Genomic DNA, 20,237 nt, shown 5'->3' on the forward strand with positions numbered 1-20,237 from the left:
TACTTATCAATGAAATTTAGTATATACTCACGTATACTAAGTCGTGTAGCCGAGATGATAGCCGCCGAGCTACATAGAACGGTTGAAAAAATGATTCAAACTGTCGTCCCGTTGGTTATAAGTTTTTATAACAAAAACTTTAAAATATTAGGAGGAAACAAACCCTTATGAAGAAAACTCTATCCGTAGTCCTTACATCCGCTATGGCTCTTTCCATGTTTTCATCCCTAGCATTCGCAGCGAAATCTTCTGCGGATTTCACAGATTTGAAAGACCTGGATGCTGCTACAAAAGCGAAATTTGATGCTATGATCTCCGCTGGTATCTTCGACGGCGTATCCGAAACAACATTTGGTCTGAAAGACGAAATGAACCGTGCACAATTTGCAAAAGTTGCTGCATTGATCATGGGTCTTGACGTAAATAAAGATTTGAAAACTTCCAGCTTCACTGATGTTAGTGTTGACGATGCAGCTAACGGTTATGCACTTCCTTACATCGAAGCTTTAAAAACAGCTGGCGTAACTGATGGATATGCTGAAGGTCAATACAACCCAGCTGGTAAAGTAACGAAAGAACAACTGGCTACTTTCTTGGTTCGTGTTCTTGGTCAAGACGAAGCAGCTAAAGGCAAAACAGGTACAGACACAACAGTATCTGGTTGGGCTCAAGGTTATGTAGCATTAGCGCTTGAATTGAAACTTCTTTCCAACGGTGAAGATGGTACATTCGGCGGTATGGCTAACGCAACTCGCGATTTGCTTTTGACAGGTGCTTATGAAGCAAAACAACAATACGTACCAGCTGGTAAAGTATCCGTAACAGGTGCAAAAGCAACAGGTGCACAACAAGTAACTGTAACTTTCAACAAACCGGTTGATACAGATAAAGCTACATTGAGCTTGAAAAAAGGAACTAGCGATGTTGTTACAACAACAAAATTCTCTGACGACAAGAAATCCGCGGTTCTAACATTGACTGATGTGAAAGTAAGCAATGGGGAATACACAGTAACTGTTTCCGGTTTGGATGCAGCTACAGTTGACAAAACAACGGCAACTTTCACAGGTGAAGATGAAGTTCTTACAAAAATTGACTTCGTAAATGCTGGCGACACTATTGCTTATGCAGATAAAACGATCGTGAAAGTAAAAGCTTCTAACCAATATGGTGAAAATGCAACAACAAATGCTGGTTCTTACAACGTGTACACATCTGCTGCAACATTCACTAAAATCACGAAAGATACAGATGGTACTTTGTTGATCACTTTGGATACAGCTAACGAAAGCACAACGCAAGGTGTATCCGTGATCCCAGTAACTATTGTTAACAACGATAGCCACATCACAGCTACGAAAAACTTCAAATTGGGTACACAACCAATCTTGACAAAACTTGAGCTTGGTGATGCTCGTTACTCCGTAGGAACAGCACTGAACGGTAAAGGCGAAAACGTGAAATTTGACCTTAACCTGTTTGACCAATACGGCGGTACAATTTCTTACGACTCTTTGATGAATGCGAAAGTATACAGCAACGGTAATACAAGCACGACTAAATTGTTCGGTGACACAACTGTGATCTGGAACGATTACATCCCGGCTGAAGATGTGAAAACAGAAGTGGAAGATAACGGTAACGATATCCCACAAGTGAAAATCTCATTGATCAATGATGTAGATAAAGCTGGTGACTATAACTTCACAGTATTCAACCAAGCAGCTACAGCAAGTGGCAAAGTATCCGTTCAATCTTCGAAACTTGCGAACAAAGTTGAAATTGGCGAAATGAACGATGTCATCGCGGCTGGCGACACAGAAGTTTATATTCCAGTTGTAGCTTATGATGCAGCTGGTAACCAATTAAGCTTGGATGACCTGACTAGCGATGAAAACATCAAACGCATCCAAGTGAACGTTTCTGGTGTTGAAGGTCAAACAACTGCAAGCATCTTGGATTCCGGTGAGCACAAAGGTTCTATTAAACTGAATCAAATTAGCAACAACACTAAAGGTGCAGTATCCATTACAGCGATCATCGCAACAGCGAATGCAAGCAGCACTTCCACAAAAACATTCACAGTTGCTGACGCTCGTGTACCTGATCACTTCAAAGTAGTAACAGATCCTGCGAAATCTGTGGTTAAAGGCGGAACATCTGATATTGAGCTAGCGGTAATTGACCAATATGGACAAGTACTTGACGATGCACACTTTACTGATAGCCAAGGTAACAATGCTCCAACTTTCGTTGATGGTTCGAACAACAAGTATCAAGTAAAAGTCGATGTGACTGCTACAGGTACTGCTGCTGGTACGATCGGCCTGAGAAAAGGTGACGACAACAATAATGCAATCACTTCTGCCATCTTCGGTAAAGGTGAAGCGGCTGGTGACTTCGAAGCATTCAATGACGAGTACACACTGTTCACAACAGAAGGTGCTACTGAAGGTGCAAAAGCAGATTACACAGCAACAATCACGAAAAACGGTACTGAGATTTCCAAGTTGACTAGAACAATCACGGTTGCTAGCGCAACAGACGACCTGACTTACTCCGTGAACGCTGTTCCAACATTGTTCAACTTTACTGATAGCGGCGTAGTTGTTGGATCGACTTATGGTACTGGTGGTACAGCGATCTCTGCTGATGATCTGAAAGACGTAACGAAATCTCAAGTATTCGCACAAGAAGTTAAACTTACAGCTAAAAACGCTTCTGGCGACACTGTAAAACTTCCAGCTGGTACAATCACTGGCATTACAACTTCGAACAATGCGGTTGCTAAAGTAGCGCTTGTTGGTGGTAAAGCGTATGTTCTTGGTAACAAAACAGGTACAGCTACATTGAACGTATCTTACAGAACAATTAAAGGTGAAATCAAAACAGCTACTGTTTCTGTAACATCTAAAAATGATGCACTTGCAGTCGACAAAGTGGAAGCTGACAGCACAATGACAGTTACTACAACTGGCGGCAATGCATTCATTAATCCAGACCTGATTGTGACAGATAACTACGGTGTTGAGTATGAGCAAGAAGATGCTCAAAAAGCTAATGGCGTACTCGGCGTAACATTCTCTGCTAACGGCTACTCCGCTAACGTTTCTGCAGTGTCCATCGATGCGAATGGTAACATTCAAGTAACGAAAACATCTGATGCTGATGGATCTTTTGATCTAACAATTACATCACCAAGTGGTAAATCCGATGTAGTTGCAGTAACTGTAACTGGTGCAGCTAATAACAAATAAGATACACAAACGCTTTTAAAAAAGAAGGCCAATTGGCCTTCTTTTTTATTTATGTGCTTTGCATAAATCACCATGGGAAATACTTATCAATGCTTTTATCACTGGTCGATAGTATACTGAGTTTGTAGCCAAGTTGATATACGAAATGATATACGAAAAATTAATTGCGAGTCATTCAAAAAGTTAATCCTAAGTTTTTAAAAAACAAAAAAACTTCAAATATTAGGAGGAAACAAACCCTTATGAAGAAAACTCTATCTGTAGTCCTTACATCCGCTATGGCTCTTTCCATGTTTTCGTCTCTAGCATTCGCAGCAAAATCTTCTGCGGATTTCACAGATTTGAAAGACCTGGATGCTGCTACAAAAGCAAAATTCGACGCAATGATATCTGCAGGTATTTTCGACGGTGTATCTGAAACAACATTTGGTCTGAAAGATGAAATGAACCGCGCACAATTTGCAAAAGTTGCCGCATTGATTATGGGTCTCGACGTAAATCAAAATTTGAAAACATCGAGCTTCACTGACGTTAGTGTTGACGATTCAGCCAATGGTTATGCACTTCCTTATATTGAAGCTTTGAAAACAGCTGGTGTAACTGATGGTTATGCGGAAGGTCAATACAACCCGGCAGGTAAAGTAACCAAAGAGCAATTGGCCACTTTCTTGGTACGCGTTCTTGGTCAAGACGAAGCAGCTAAAGGCAAAACAGGCACGGACAAAACAGTTTCCGATTGGGCACAAGGGTATGTAGCATTAGCGCTTGAATTGAAACTTCTTTCTAACGGTGAAGATGGTACATTCGGCGGTATGGCTAACGCAACTCGCGATCTGCTTTTGACAGGTGCTTATGAAGCAAAACAACAATACGTACCGGCTGGTAAAGTATCCGTTACAGGCGCGAAAGCAACTGGCGTTCAAAAAGTTGAAGTTGCCTTTAACAAGCCTGTTGACGTAGAAAAAACGAAGTTGTCTTTGAAAAAAGGTAACGCTGACGTTGTAACAACTACCGCATTCGCGGCTGATAAAAAATCTGCCGTATTGACACTAACAGATGTTAAAATCAGCAACGGTGAGTACACAGTAAATATGAGCGGCCTTGATGAAGCTGCTGTTGATAAAACGACAGCTACTTTCAAGGGTGAAGACGAAGTAATGAAAAACATCGAATTCGTATCCGCGAATGACACGATCGCTTATGCAGACAAAGTAATTGTTAAAGCTAAAGCTGTAAACCAATATGGTGAGGCTGCTTCTACAAATGCAGGTTCTTACGATGTGTACACATCAGCTGCAACATTTACGAAAATAACAAAAGACAATGATGGCACACTATTGATCACATTGGATACTAACACAAAAGACACGACGCAAGGCGTAACTGTTATTCCAGTAACAATTGTGAATAATGACAGTCATATCACTGTAACGAAAAACTTCAAATTAGGTACTCAGCCAATCTTGACGAAACTTGAACTAGGTCAACCGCGCTATTCCGTGGGTACTGCTCTGAATGCGAAAGGCGAAAATGCTGAGTTTGATTTGAACTTATATGACCAATATGGTTCTGTTATGTCCTATGAAACGCTATCCAGTGAAGACAAGCTCAAAGATACAAGCTTAATCTGGAATGACTATCTTGCAAGTGAAGATGTTAGCTATGTAATTGAAGATAATGGAAACGACATTCCACAAGTGAAAATCTCCTTGCTCAAAGATATTGATAAATCCGGAGATTTCAGCTTCACTGTATTTAACCAAGCGGCAACTGCAACAGGTAAAGTGAGCATTCAATCCGCAAAAGTAGCGACTAAAATTGAAATTGGCGCTATGAATGATGTGATTGCATCCGGAGACACAGACGTCTATGTTCCATTGGTGGCTTATGATGCAAATGGCAAGCAACTGAGTGCAGACGATTTGGCAAGTGATGCAAACGTAGAACGTATTAGAGTTTCAATCTCTGGAGCAACTGGTAGCAGCACAATTGCAACTTCCGGTGAGCACAAGGGTATGATTAAATTAGATAAAATCGACGCTGCCTCTAACGGAGCAGTATCTGTAACAGCAGTCATTGCAACTGCAAATGCAAGCAGCACAGCAACTAAAACGTACACTGTTCACGATGCACGTATTGCGGACCATTTGAAAGAAGTAACAGTACCAGCTAAAAATGCCGTAGCAGGGGCAACTTCTGATTTTGAGTTCAGCGTGATTGACCAATATGGTCAAGTGTTGGATTATTCCAACTATGTAAACAGCAATGGTTCTGTGGTTCCAACGGCAGATGGCAATACGAAATATAGCGTAGTTACAACAGCAGTGACTTATGATGTAAATGGTAATGTTATTGACAATGCTACTGCGCATGTTCTTACGCCAAATGGAGACGTATTGACGAAAAATACGTATGAAAAAGGTACAAACGACTATAAAGCTTTCAATGATGAGTTCACTTTTGAAACAACGAGCGCAGCAAAAGAGGGAACTTATGTTAAGTTCACAGCTCAAATTCTTAAAGGCGATCAAGAGATTTCCAAAGCAGAAAGAACACTGACTGTCGTTGGTAAAAATGCAGACTTAACTTACAGCGTTGGAACAGTAGCACCATTGTTCAATGCTATGGACAGTGACGTAGTTAAGGACAGTGAATTGGCAATTGCAACAAGCAAATTGTCTCGCGAAGTAAAAATTACAGCGAAAAATGCTGCAGGTGAATCTGTTGAGCTTCCGGCTGTAGCTACACAAATTACAACTTCAAACCCTAGCGTGGCACAGGTTGCGATGGGTACTGGAGAGGATGCCGGTAAAGCTTTCGTAATGGGGAATAAAGAAGGCACTGCAACATTGAGTGTAACCTATCAAACGGTTGACGGTAATGTTAAGCAGGCAAGTGTACCTGTGACGGTAAAAAGCGATATGGTTGCTGTAGACAAGTTGGAAGCTGGGGAATCAGAAGCAACGATTTCTACAGGTGCTAATGCTTATGCGGTAGCAGATCTGACTGTAACGGATAACTATGGTGTTGAGTACGACAAAGATGAAGCACCGGCATACAACTATTTGATGGGCCTCGCATTCTCTGCGGATAATGTAAAAGGAAAAGTGGAGATTGGTGCTGATGGAACAATCAAAGCTGATAGTGGCACGACATTTGATTTGATCATCACATCGCCAAATGGCAAGTCGACTGTAACGTCGGTAATTGTGAAGTAATTATTTTAGATGAGAAGGCCCTTCGGGGTCTTCTTTTTTGCGTTTTCCTAGTGAGAGCATGGATTAAGCCAGTCTTCTACTTGGAAAATACTTGTCAATGAATTAATAGCGAGATAATAGTATACTAATTCATGTAGACGAGGTGATAGAAAAAAAGCTATACGAAAATGATAGCAAGTTACTTCAATGTCGTCGTGTTGGTTATAAGTTTTTATAACAAAAAACTTTAAAATATTAGGAGGAAACAAACCCTTATGAAGAAAACTCTATCCGTAGTCCTTACATCCGCTATGGCTCTTTCCATGTTTTCATCCCTAGCATTCGCAGCGAAATCTTCTGCGGATTTCACAGATTTGAAAGACCTGGATGCTGCTACAAAAGCGAAATTTGATGCTATGATCTCCGCTGGTATCTTCGACGGCGTATCCGAAACAACATTCGGTCTGAAAGACGAAATGAACCGTGCACAATTTGCAAAAGTTGCTGCATTGATCATGGGTCTTGACGTTAACAAAGATTTGAAAACATCGAGCTTCACTGATGTTAGTGTTGACGATGCAGCTAATGGTTATGCACTTCCTTATATCGAAGCTCTGAAAACAGCTGGTGTAACAGATGGTTATGCTGAAGGTCAATATAACCCAGCTGGTAAAGTAACGAAAGAACAATTGGCTACTTTCTTGGTTCGTGTTCTTGGTCAAGACGAAGCAGCTAAAGGCAAAACAGGTACAGACACAACAGTATCCGGTTGGGCACAAGGTTATGTAGCATTAGCGCTTGAATTGAAACTTCTTTCCAACGGTGAAGATGGTACATTCGGCGGTATGGCTAACGCAACTCGCGATCTGCTTTTGACAGGTGCTTATGAAGCAAAACAACAATACGTACCAGCTGGTAAAGTATCCGTTACAGGTGCAAAAGCAACAGGTGCGCAACAAGTAACAGTTACATTCAACAAACCAGTTGACGTTGAAAAAGCGAAACTGACGTTGAAAAAAGGATCTAGCGAAGTTGTTACAACAGCGAAATTTGCTGATGACAAGAAATCCGCGGTTCTTACATTGTCTGATGTGAAAGTAAGCAAAGGTGAATACACAGTAACTGTTTCCGGTTTGGATGCAGCTACCGTTGACAAAACAACAGCAACTTTCACAGGTGAAGATGAAGTTCTTACAAAAATTGATTTCGTAAATGCTGGCGACACTATTGCTTATGCAGATAAAACGATCGTAAAAGTTAAAGCTTCTAACCAATATGGTGAAAATGCAACAACAAATGCTGGTTCTTACAATGTTTACACATCTGCTGCAACATTCACTAAAATCACGAAAGATACAGATGGTACTTTGTTGATCACTTTGGATACAGCTAACGAAAGTACAACACAAGGCGTATCTGTAATTCCTGTAACAGTTGTTAACAACGACAGCCACATCACAGCTACGAAAAACTTCAAATTGGGTACACAACCAATCTTGACGAAACTTGAGCTTGGCGATGCTCGTTACTCCGTAGGAACAGCACTTAACGGTAAAGGCGAAAACGTGAAATTTGACCTTAACCTGTTTGACCAATACGGCGGTACGATCTCTTATGACTCTTTGATGAATGCAAAAGTATACAGCAAAGACAATACAAGCACGACTAAATTGTTCGGTGACACAACTGTGATTTGGAATGATTACATCCCGGCTGGAGATGTGAAAACAGAAATTGAAGATAACGGTAATGATATTCCACAAGTGAAGATCTCATTGACCAACGATCTAGATAAAGCTGGCGATTACAGCTTCACTGTGTTCAACCAAGCAGCTACAGCAACTGGTAAAGTATCCGTTCAATCTTCCAAACTTGCAAATAAAGTTGAAATTGGCGAAATGAACGATGTCATCGCGGCTGGCGACACAGAAGTTTATATTCCGGTTGTAGCTTATGATGCAGCTGGTAACCAATTGAGCTTGGATGATCTGACTAGCGATGAAAACATCAAACGTATCCAAGTGAATGTTTCTGGTGTTGAAGGTCAAACAACAGCAACAATCCTTGATTCCGGTGAGCACAAAGGTTCGATTAAATTGAACAAAATCAACAACAATACAAAAGGTGCAGTATCCATTACAGCGATCATCGCAACAGCGAATGCAAGCAGCACTTCCACAAAAACATTCACAGTTGCTGACGCTCGTGTACCTGATCACTTCAAAGTAGTAACAGATCCTGCGAAATCCATTGTTAAAGGTGGTACATCTGCAATTGAGCTTGCGGTAATTGACCAATATGGACAAGTACTTGACGATGCGAATTTCACAGATAACCAAGGTAACAATGCACCAACGTTTATTGATGGTTCGAACAACAAATATCAAGTAAAAGTCGATGTGACTGCTACAGGTACTGCTGCTGATACAATCGGGCTTTTGAACCCAGCTGATAAAGTAACTAATTCCGCTATCTTTGGTAAAGGTGAAACTGCTGGTGATTTCGAAGCATTCAATGACGAGTACACACTGTTCACAACAGCAGATGCTAAAGAAGGTGCAAAAGCAGATTACACTGCAACAATCACGAAAAACGGCACTGAGATCTCCAAGTTGACTAGAACAATCACAGTTGCAAGCGAAACTGACGACCTGACTTACTCGGTGAACGCTGTTCCAACATTGTTCAACTTGAGTGATAGCGGCGTAGTTGTTGGTTCGACTTATGGTACTGATGGCAAAGAAATCACTGCTGATGATTTGAAAGACGTAACAAAATCTCAAGTATTTGCTCGCGAAGTTAAACTTACAGCTAAAAACGCTTCTGGCGACACTGTAAAACTTCCGACTGGTACAATCACAGGCATTACAACTTCGAACAATGCGGTAGCTAAAGTTGCACTTGTTGGTGGTAAAGCGTATGTTCTTGGTAACAAAACAGGTACAGCTACATTGAACGTATCTTACAGAACAATTAAAGGTGAAATCAAAACAGCTACTGTTGCAGTAACATCTAAAAATGATGCACTTGCAGTCGACAAAGTGGAAGCTGACAGCACAATGACAGTTGGAACAACTGGCGGCAATGCATTCATCAATCCAGATCTAATTGTGACTGATAACTATGGTGTTGAGTATGAGCAAGAAGATGCTCAAAAAGCTAACGGCGTTCTGGGCGTAACATTCTCAGCTAGCAGCTACTCCGCAAACGTTACTGGCGTGTCTATCGATGCGAATGGTAACATTAAAGTAACAAAAACAAATGGTGATGCAGGATCCTTTGATCTGACAATCACATCTCCAAGTGGTAAAACGGATGTTGTTGCAGTCACTGTAACAGGTGCAGCTAATAACAAATAAGATTAACCCATTTCTAAAAAAGAAGGCCAATTGGCCTTCTTTTTTGTTTATACAGTTACTATGCACATATTCATTCGTATTTATGTTGGGATGGATCTGTGGTTCTTTCAAAAATTAAAAAAGTTTTTTTGAATAATCGCAACTTTTTCGAAACCTGTGCGTTTAATACTTTGAAAGCAAGCAAATATTAAAGAGTTAACCAGTTTATAACTAGCCATACAGATATCACAAAATAACTCTTTACGACGCTATTCGACCAATGTATAATGTAAATTGGTGTGGGTGTCTTTCTTCCTACTTTACGTTTACTAGTTTCCAATGCAGCTACTAGAGCTGCACGCGAACTTAGTTATATAATGCTCTAACTCTGGAAAGGGGGTGAACCAAACTATGAGTAAATCGAGCTCAAATATTACTAGCTTTAACCTAAAAAATAAAACCAAAGATATTCAAGGAGGAGAAAAAAAGGTTATGAAGAAAAGTTTATCCGTAGTTCTTTCTACAGCAATGGCATTATCCATGTTTTCGTCCCTAGCTTTCGCAGCTAAATCCTCTGCTGATTTCACAGATCTTAAAGATCTTGACGCAGCTACAAAAGCAAAATTTGATGCAATGATCAGCGCAGGTATTTTTGATGGAGTGAGCGACACTACATTTGGTCTTAAAGACGAAATGAACCGTGCTCAATTCGCAAAAGTTGCAGCTTTGATCACTGGTATCGAAGTAAACAAAGATCTTAAAACTTCCAGCTTCTCCGATGTTAAAGCTGACGACGCTGCTAACGGCTACGCTCTTCCTTACATCGAAGCTTTGAAAACTGCTGGTATTACTGACGGCTATGCTGAAGGTCAATACAACCCAGCTGGTAAAGTAACAAAAGAGCAATTGGCTACTTTCTTGGTTCGCGTACTGGGTAAAGATGCTGATGCTAAAGGTAAAACTGGTACTGACACAACTGTTTCTGACTGGGCACAAGGCTATGTAGCTCTTGCTCTTGAGTTGAAACTTCTTCCTACTGGCGACGCTGGTAAATTCGGTGGCCAATCCAACGCAACTCGTGACCTTCTTCTTACAGGTGCATACGAAGCAAAACAACAATACGTAGCTCCTGGTAAAGTATCCGTTACAGGTGCAAAAGCAACTGGAGCTCAACAAGTAACAGTTACTTTCAACAAAGCAGTTGACACTGACAAAGCTAAATTGGCTTTGAAAAAAGGTACTTCCGAAGTTGCTACAACTGTTAAATTTGCTGATGACAAAAAATCCGCAGTTTTGACATTGACTGACGTTAAAGTTAGCAAAGGTGAGTACACAGTAACAGTTTCTGGTTTGGATGCAGCTGCTGTTGACAAAACTACTGCAACTTTCACTGGTGAAGATGAAGTTCTTACAAAAATCGACTTCGTAAACGCTGGCGACACAATTGCTTACGCTGACAAAACTATCGTTAAAGTAAAAGCTTCCAACCAATACGGTGAGAACGCAACTACTAACGCTGGTTCTTACAACGTTTACACATCTGCTGCAACATTCACAAAAATCACTAAAGATACTGATGGTACTTTGTTGATCACTTTGGATACGGCGAATGAAAACACAACTCAAGGTGTATCTGTAATTCCTGTAACAATCGTTAACAACGATTTCCACATTACAGCTACTAAAAACTTCAAATTGGGTACACAACCAATCTTGACTAAACTTGAGCTAGGTGCAGCTCGTTACTCCGTAGGTGACGCTCTTAACGGTAAAGGAGAAAACGTTAAGTTCGACCTTAACTTGTTTGACCAATACGGCGGTACGATTTCCTACGATTCTTTGATCAATGCTAAAACATACAGCAAAGATAACAGCAGCACTACTAAATTGTTCGGAGAAACTACTATCATCTGGAATGACTACATTTCAACTGATGATGTGAAAACAGAATTCGAAGACAATGGAAATGATATCCCACAAGTTAAGATCTCTCTGAACAAAGATCTTGATAAAGCTGGTGACTATAACTTCACAGTATTCAACCAAGCTGCAACAGCAACTGGAAAAATCTCTGTGAAATCCTCTAAAGTTGCCAACAAAGTTGAAATTGGTGACCTTAATGATGTAATCGCTGCTGGCGACAAAGAAGTCTACATTCCAATCGTTGCTTACGATGCTTCCGGCAACCAACTTAGCCTTGATGATCTGACTAGTGACCAAAACACAAAACGTATTAAAGTTAACGTTTCTGGCGCTGGTAAACAATCCGTTGCTACAATCCTTGATTCTGGCGAGCACAAAGGAAGCATTAAATTGGATGAAATTAGCACTAACTCAAAAGGTGCAGTTTCTGTAACTGCGATTATCGCAGAAGCTAACGCAAGCAGCACTTCAACAAAAACATTTACTATTGCTGACGCTCGTGTACCTGATCACTTCAAAGTAGTAACTGATCCAGCTAAGGGTGCAGTTGCTGGTGGTACAGCTGCAATTGAACTTGCAGTTATCGACCAGTACGGTAAAACACTTGACGATGCTCACTATACAGATAATCAAGGTAACGATATTGATAATGCAAACACTAATGAGTATCTAGTAACTGTAACTGCAGCTACTTACGATGCTGATGGTAAGCCATCTAACTTAGTTGGTCTTAAAGCACCAGACGGAGATGTGATTGCTTCTGCTGTCTTTGGTAAAGGTAAAACAAAAACTAGAACTGTAGATGGCAAACAAGTGACAGTTAAACAAGATTTCGAAGCTTTCAATGACGAATTCACATTGTTCACTGCAGCTGGTGCTACTGGTGGTTCGAAAGTTGAATATACAGCAAAAATCACTAAAAACGGTGTTGAGATTTCCAAGCTGACTAAAACATTAACTGTTGCAAAAGCTACTGATGATCTTACTTACTCCGTAAATGCTGTCCCTACATTGTTCAACTTGAGCGATAGCGGTACTGTTGTTGGATCAACTTATAGCACAATTGATAATCCTACGGTTATTAACAATATCATTGCTGATGACCTTAAAGATGTAACTAAATCTCAAGTATTTGCACGTGAAGTTAAACTTTCCGCTAAGAATGCTTCTGGTGATGTAGTTAAACTTCCAGCAGGTACAATTCAAAGTATTACAACTTCCAACAATGCTATTGCTAAAGTAGCACTAGTTGGCGGTAAAGCTTATGTTCTTGGTAATAAAGTTGGTTCTGCTACATTGAACGTATCCTACAAAACTGTTAAAGGCGAAATTAAGCAAACAACAGTAGCTGTTACTTCTAAAAATGATGCTCTATCAGTTGACAAAATTGCTGCTGATAGTGACATGACAATTAATGTAACTACTTCTGGAGCAGCTGATGGTAACGCATTTATTACTCCAGACCTAATTGTTACAGATAACTATGGTAAAGAGTATGAGCAAGATGTTGCTCAAAAAGCTAACGGAGTACTTGGTGTAACATTCTCTGCTAACAGCTACTCTGACAACATTAGTGCTGTAACTATCTATCCAAATGGTAACATTGTTGTTACTAAAAATGATGCTAACGATGGAGCATTTGATCTGACAATTACATCTCCAAGTGGTAAGTCTGATGTAGTTTCAGTAACAGTAAAAGGTCCTAAATTCGTTCCAACTCCTTAATTAGCTTAATGCTAACAAAAAGAAGGCCTAATGGCCTTCTTTTTGTTTTTGTACAAATGTAGTATGTACATATTTATTGGTATTTATAATGTTCTTTTGGCTGTTTTCAATACTAGTAAACACGCTCATTTGAAGACTAGAACTGATCTGCGCGTCATTTTTACGTGTTATCCATATTTTAAACAATTCTTTCGTTTGGCCAACTGATTCGAGCACTTTTGATTGGCTAGCGAGTATTTCATTGATGCCAGTTTCAGCACCGTATTCTTTATATATGGAAGTAGCATACTCCAAAGATTTATTGTACTCATCTGTTATCTCCAAATAGTCACGATCAAGTAAATCTTTAAGGTTTGGTACTTGATCTAAATCCTTGTATTGCTGCAATTTACTTGCAAACATATAAATTTGCATGTCCGTATCGCTTAGCCATTTATAAGCATTAATTATAGATGTTTCTTTTACATTGTTTTGCGTTGGATCATTCTTCAAAGAAACATTCACACTATAAGTCGAATCATCCCAAGCAACTTCGGCACCTAACTGCCTTAACATATAAATCGGCACCATCGTTCTTCCGTTATAATTGATAGCAGGGACATCTTCTACCTTTAGTTCACTTCCACTTGTTTTTACACTCACGATGGGATTACCCTCGAAATCTCCCCGGATCGAGGAAGCGTTGACGGTGCTTGTGATAAAGAATAAAATCATAGTGACTGTTAGTAATTTTTTCATAGAATCACTCCGTTTGCTAAATTATTTAACCGTAAATAATTCAACAAAAGAAGTAAGATATCCTTTAATTTTACAGATTATTAAGACAGGAGAGTTAATATCGAATGAATATGAAAAAAATGATCTTGGCAACAGGTGGTGCAATTCTACTATTATCCACATCCCTTTCAGTTTCCCAAGCAGAAGCTCCAACTCCAGGCTCGTCCACCGACCCAGTGATCACAAAGAGCTATTTTGATCAGAACACGTTAAGCGAAGCCAAGGTGAAAGAGCTCATTGCCTCAGCGATCGCTGCTAGTGCTGGCGGAAGCCAGCCTGGCAGTGGGAGCAACGGAGGCACAGGCACTACCCCAACGCCAGCGGAGATGAAGGTCGTCCAATTGGCTAATGGACAAACGCTTTATGCCGGTGCTGGCGCTGAATTTATCGTGCGAAGTGGCAGAGTTCTCACCGTGAGCAACGATGATAATGGCATCCCAGATGTAACGGGAGGCAAGGATCTTCCAGCGGGGACTGAACCTGCGCTGAATCATCTTTTGATTTTTCCAACAGAAGGGCGCGGCATAAAATCGTCTCCGAAAAATACAGCGGACATTTTTGTCATGGTGCGCGGCAGCTATTTATTGTTGAATGCAGATGGAAGCACGGTTGCAAAATAGTTCTTCTCCACAATTTTACCCTTAATGACAACTTCTTATGAGGTTCGAGTTTGATAATCTAGCCATAATAAAGGTGTCCCCACTTGGGTCAACTGTTTACGGAGCTTGGTTTTAATAAAAACTCTAAGGAGGCGTTTATTATGGCTAGAAGTAACAACAAGTTGGTTCCTCAATCAAAAAAGGCGCTAGATGCACTCAAATATGAGATTGCTGCTGAGCTAGGATTGCCTGTGGGTAAGCAAATGTCGTTAAATGCTGATACGGAGTTCGCGACGGAGTTAGGCTCTATTCCTTCCTCTTCAGTGAAAGAAGACTATTGGGGACATATCTCTTCGAGAGATACAGGGGCTGTTGGGGGAACAATAACAAAGAGGTTGATCCAACGCGCTGAAGAAGCTTTGTTTTCTCTCTAAGTTTAGAACTTATTCATAATTTATTCACGATTGCATTCATTGACACTAGACGACAAATAAAGTAAGATAATTTATTGAAGGTCAATGTTTAATTTAACCTTTTCCAATCGGGAAAGGTTCATTTTTTTGTTGTCTTTATTCATTAAAAGCTTGTTTTAAATTTTAGCAGTGCGGAATTCAAAGTTCTTGTCAGCGCAGAGCGCAAAAGAGGGATTCCGTTTGGCGTGAAAAGCTGCCGCTAAAGCCGGGCCCACTTTTTTTCATATAGAGGCATCGAGTAGAAGCTTTTCAAACATACTAAATGATATTGGAGGATGAATGATATGGCGCAAGTACGTGGACGTCGTTTATTTACATCCGAATCCGTAACAGAAGGTCATCCGGATAAAATTTGTGACCAAATTTCTGACTCGGTATTGGATGCATTTCTTGCTAACGATCCGAATGCTCGTGTAGCATGTGAGGTATCTGTAGCAACTGGTTTGGTTTTGGTAATCGGTGAGATTACTTCTAGCTCTGAATATGTTGATATTCAAGCAATTGCAAGACAAACAATCAAAGAAATCGGTTATACGCGTGCAAAATACGGATTTGATTCTCAAACATGTGCGGTTCTTGTTTCTTTGAATGAACAATCCCCTGACATTGCACAAGGTGTTGACAGAGCACTTGAAGCAAGAGAAGGATCTATGTCCGATGAAGAAATTGAAGCAATTGGTGCCGGTGACCAAGGTTTGATGTTCGGTTTCGCAGTTAATGAAACGCCAGAACTTATGCCACTTCCGATTTCGATCTCTCACCAACTGGCTCGTCGTTTGACAGAAGTTCGCAAAGATGGAACTCTTCCATACCTGCGTCCGGATGGTAAAACTCAAGTAACTGTTGAGTACATTGATGATAAACCAGTTCGTGTCGATGCAATCGTTGTATCCACACAGCATGGTGAAGAAGTTACTTTAGAACAAATCCAAAAAGATATTAAAGAGCATGTTATCGCTCCAATCGTACCAGCACACTTGTTAGATGATAATACAAACTATTTCATCAACCCAACTGGCCGTTTCGTAATCGGCGGACCTCAAGGGGATGCTGGTTTGACTGGTCGTAAAATCATCGTTGATACGTATGGCGGTTACGCACGTCACGGCGGCGGTGCTTTCTCTGGTAAGGATCCAACAAAAGTTGACCGTTCCGGTGCATACGCAGCACGTTATGTTGCGAAAAACATCGTAGCTGCTGGACTTGCTGAAAAATGTGAAGTTCAATTGGCTTACGCAATCGGTGTAGCGCGTCCGGTTTCCATTGCTGTGGATACATTTGGTACGGCAAAAGTAAGCGAAGAGAAATTAGTTGAGCTGATTCACAACAATTTCGACCTTCGCCCAGCGGGTATCATTAAAGAGCTTGACCTGCGTCGTCCAATTTACCGTCAAACGGCTGCTTATGGTCACTTTGGCCGTAATGACCTGGATGTTCCTTGGGAGCGTACAGACAAAGCTGAGCTCTTGAAAGCTCAAGCATTAGTTTAATATAGTTAGATAAGCCATCCATAATAGGATGGCTTTTTACTTTTCAGTAAAACAGAACATATGTTTGACTAACAATATAAAAAATGGTAATATATACATATACTTAATAACTTTTCATCACGAGCACTTCGTATGTTATACTGAAATTACGATTATAAGCATCTATTATAGATGAATCGGGGAGTGATGGAAAATGGATAATGAGTTGAAAGAGGCTCTATCAGCAATGCTGAAGGCCGAATTTTTGCCGATGTATGATAAGATAGATTTGATGGATAGACGTATGGATGGGATTGAAAATCGTCTGACTGGGATCGACAAACGTCTAGATGGTATCAATAACCATTTAATTGACATTGATATTCGTCTTGATGGTATGGACAACCACATAATTGGTATTGACACTCGCCTAGATGGTATCGATACCCGCCTAGACAAGCTTGAAATAGAACAAACTCAAGTTAAACAAGCTGTTTTAGAAACCAATGCAACTGTAAAACGGATTGAACTTATCCAAGAACAGCAGCACTCCATTATTGAACTTTTGTCAGCTCGGTCCATTGAGCATGAAGCTAAAATAAAACGTATTCTGTAAATTTTACAGGTTTTGTATCTCAGGCAGAGAGCAGGCCCCATAAGGGATGACTCTCTTTTTTGTGTTTCGTTGGTGTATAAATACAACTGCAATCCTATCGTAACTTTTTCCATAGTTTAAGAGTCTATATAAGTATCGTGAAAATGATAGATAATAGACTTAGACTGAAAGAGGAGTGTGGAAAAGCAACATGACGGTACAGAAGCAAGTATGGATTGGTGCGCTGGCTTGCGCATTGGTGTGGCAATTGGCAGCTGGGACTACGGTAAGTGCGGCAGGTTCAACGTTGACGCTTAGTTCACAGGAAACAATTACATCAGGCGCAATCATGAAGAATTATGTATGGACAACAACTAGAAGCAATAAGGATGTTTCGGTAAACGCCAATGTGATCGAGGTCGACTTGACGAATCCGAACGTAAAGATAGACGCAATGGCAGGGACGAATACGCAATTTACGAAGAACCAGAGTGTTTTGGGCATGGTGAAGGATAGCGGAGCAGTAGCAGGTGTAAATGGAGATTTCTTCAATACACAGGCTGAAGGTGTCCCGGAAGGCGCTCAAATCACGAATGGAACGGTGATGGCGACGCCAGCAAAAATATCGGGATTATATTCTTTTGCAATAACGAAGAACAATCAGCCGATTATTGATATTCTTGACTTTGAGGGCAAGGTAACAGCGAAAGATGGAACCTCTTTTGAACTTGGTGGTGTGAATAAAACATATTATTGGGATGATAACAACGTCGCAATGATTGCTGATGGACTTTTCCTATATACAAGTGCTTGGGCAATGACACAAAGAGCGGTAGATGGTACGCATGTTCCAACTGAGGCGCTTATTCAAAATGATATCGTCAAGGAGATTGCGGTAGATACGAATATTAAAATGATCGCTCCCGCGGACGGCTACATACTTAGAGGTTCAGGCTTAGCTAGGGAGTTTATCGTAAATCACCTCAAAGTCGGAGATAAAATCACTACCAAATATGATATGGTTCCGCATGATGCTTCAAAAACATATGATTGGAAAAACTTCAAAATGCTTATCGGAGGAAGCACGTTGTTAGTTGACGATGCGAAGCCGAGTTACTTCACAAGAAATATTAATGATTTCAGCGGTTACAGTCCGCGCTCACGAACGGCAATAGGTTATTCCAAAGATATGAAAACAGCGTATATTATTACCTCTGATCGCAGTGCAGGTAGCGCGGGTATGACACTGCCAGAGCTTCAGCAGTTTATGATTAGTGCTGGAGTTTGGAAAGGTTTAGTCCTGGATGGTGGTGGTTCCACACAGATGGTTTCTAGACCTCTAGGTGATTTTGATCCGAAATTGGTGAATAAAACAGAGAATGGTAACCAACGTTCGGTTGCAAATGGTGTAGGCGTATATTCAACGGCGCCTAAAGGTGAGTTGAAAGGTCTTATTTTAAAAGGTCAAAACATTTTATTCATGAATGAATCCAGCACTTATCAATTCAAAGCCTATGACGATTATTATAACCCAATTTCAGTGGATGGTATTGTTCCACAATGGAGTAGTTCGACAGCAAATGGTGGCTTTAAGGATAATGTGTTTACACCTACATTACCAGGTAAAACGCAGATTACTGCGAAGTCAGGAAAAGGTTCTGCATCCATGGATGTTGAGGTTATCGGCCGGAACCAAATTACTTCGATGAAATTCAATTCAGGTGCTTTTTCATTGACCGAGGGCGGAGATTTTAAGCTGCCTATTATGGTGACAACCAAAAGCGGTGCAACAAGAGAACTGCCCGCGGCATCAGCAACATGGGAACTTAGCGGTGTAAAAGGGAGCTTGAAAGATGGCGTTTTACATGTAGACAGTGCTTCAGGTTCCCAAGCTGCTCAGGTTATCGCAAGATATGATGGCTTCAGTACCATGGTTACTCTTCCAGTGGGACAAGAAAAGGTATGGTACGACCTAGATAATTCTGCGGTTATAACTACTGGTGATAAATATCCTGCTGAGGTTGTTTCTTCTGTAAATATTGAACAAGCGAATGGAAATAAGAATTTAGCGATTTCTTATGATTTTACAAAAGGTACAGGCACAAAAGCTGCATATGCCCGATTTGATGGTTCTAACGGTGTGCAAATTGCAGGTGAACCTGAGTTTATTACAGCTAAAGTCCTCGGAGATGGAAGTTTTAACTGGGTGCGTGCTGAAATTGTTGATGCAGATGGCAAATTGAACTATGTCAGCTTAACAGAAAATACGAACTGGACGGGCTGGCGCAAGCTAACGGCTGATGTGTCCGATCTTAAATTCCCAATTAAGCTTAAGAGCGTATATGTAGCTAATCCGGCAAATGGACAGGATGAAAGAGCTTCGAAAGGGAAAATTAGTATAGATGATATCTCTTTTATTTATAAAGGACAGTTGCCGGCTTTACCGAAGAATTCAGTAAAACTTACAGTGAACAAGAAGCAAGTAACAGTAAACTCAAAAGCAATGACGCTAGAGCAAGCGCCGACGATTGTGAATGATAATACACTTATTCCAATTCGATTTGTAACAGAAGCTCTCGGCGGCAATGTGAAATGGGATGATAAAGAACGGAAAGTTACTGTTATTCGCGGGGATAAGCTAATTGATTTGTGGGTTGATAATGCAGATCTACTGGCAAATGGGGATCGTATCACGGCGGAGGTTGCGCCAAAAATTATGAATAATGTGACTATGGTTCCACTTCGTGTAATTTCTGAGAAATTAGGGTTTAAAGTAGGCTGGGATCCCCAAAATTATGGGATAACTATTGAATAAATAGTGCTAGAAGTTCACTTCAAATTGTAAGAACTATGTTACAATATGGGGTAGACTAATTTCTAATAT

General features: G+C 40.6%; 10 protein-coding genes. 9 read left to right on the forward strand and 1 reads right to left on the reverse strand.

Features of this window, described 5'->3' with window-relative positions:
• The first annotated feature begins 167 nt into the window (after positions 1–167).
• The 4 genes from RQP52_RS31825 to RQP52_RS31840 all read left to right on the forward strand — a co-directional run bounded on the left by RQP52_RS31825 (position 168) and on the right by RQP52_RS31840 (position 13,440).
• The gene (locus RQP52_RS31825) at positions 168–3,257 is read left to right on the forward strand and encodes an S-layer homology domain-containing protein (RefSeq protein ID WP_315955560.1); all 3,090 of its coding nucleotides are present in this window, start codon (positions 168–170) and stop codon (positions 3,255–3,257) included.
• Positions 3,258–3,499: 242 nt separating this feature from the next.
• Positions 3,500–6,475 (forward strand): S-layer homology domain-containing protein, encoded by a 2,976-nt coding sequence (locus RQP52_RS31830; RefSeq protein WP_315955561.1) that lies wholly within the window; start codon positions 3,500–3,502, stop codon positions 6,473–6,475.
• A 254-nt stretch (positions 6,476–6,729) separates the two neighbouring features.
• Entirely contained in the window at positions 6,730–9,813 is a 3,084-nt protein-coding gene (locus tag RQP52_RS31835; RefSeq protein WP_315955562.1) for an S-layer homology domain-containing protein, read from the forward strand.
• A gap of 390 nt (positions 9,814–10,203) precedes the next feature.
• Positions 10,204–13,440, forward strand: coding sequence for an S-layer homology domain-containing protein (locus RQP52_RS31840; protein WP_315955563.1), 3,237 nt, complete (start codon positions 10,204–10,206; stop codon positions 13,438–13,440).
• 27 nt (positions 13,441–13,467) lie between these two features.
• Here RQP52_RS31840 and RQP52_RS31845 read toward each other — a convergent pair whose 3' ends face one another.
• Positions 13,468–14,178 carry a stalk domain-containing protein gene (locus tag RQP52_RS31845; RefSeq protein ID WP_315955564.1) on the reverse strand — a complete coding sequence of 237 codons (711 nt, stop codon included), beginning with the start codon at positions 14,176–14,178 and terminating at the stop codon, positions 13,468–13,470.
• A 104-nt stretch (positions 14,179–14,282) separates the two neighbouring features.
• Here RQP52_RS31845 and RQP52_RS31850 point away from each other — a divergent pair, with 104 nt between their 5' ends.
• From RQP52_RS31850 to RQP52_RS31870, 5 genes are all read left to right on the forward strand, one after another.
• The gene (locus tag RQP52_RS31850; RefSeq protein WP_315955565.1) at positions 14,283–14,837 is read left to right on the forward strand and encodes a hypothetical protein; all 555 of its coding nucleotides are present in this window, start codon (positions 14,283–14,285) and stop codon (positions 14,835–14,837) included.
• A 140-nt stretch (positions 14,838–14,977) separates the two neighbouring features.
• A complete protein-coding gene (locus RQP52_RS31855) occupies positions 14,978–15,250 on the forward strand; it encodes an alpha/beta-type small acid-soluble spore protein (protein WP_315955566.1) in 273 nt (90 codons plus the stop codon).
• A 323-nt stretch (positions 15,251–15,573) separates the two neighbouring features.
• Complete coding sequence (gene metK, locus RQP52_RS31860) at positions 15,574–16,779, forward strand: methionine adenosyltransferase (protein ID WP_315955567.1); 1,206 nt, start codon at positions 15,574–15,576, stop codon at positions 16,777–16,779.
• A gap of 193 nt (positions 16,780–16,972) precedes the next feature.
• Entirely contained in the window at positions 16,973–17,374 is a 402-nt protein-coding gene (locus tag RQP52_RS31865; RefSeq protein WP_315955568.1) for a hypothetical protein, read from the forward strand.
• A 190-nt stretch (positions 17,375–17,564) separates the two neighbouring features.
• Positions 17,565–20,168 carry a stalk domain-containing protein gene (locus RQP52_RS31870; RefSeq protein WP_315955569.1) on the forward strand — a complete coding sequence of 868 codons (2,604 nt, stop codon included), beginning with the start codon at positions 17,565–17,567 and terminating at the stop codon, positions 20,166–20,168.
• The last annotated feature ends 69 nt before the right edge of the window (positions 20,169–20,237 follow it).

The sequence above is a fragment of the Paenibacillus violae genome, assembly GCF_032461945.1.
Classification (GTDB): Bacteria; Bacillota; Bacilli; order Paenibacillales; family NBRC-103111; genus Paenibacillus_E; species Paenibacillus_E violae.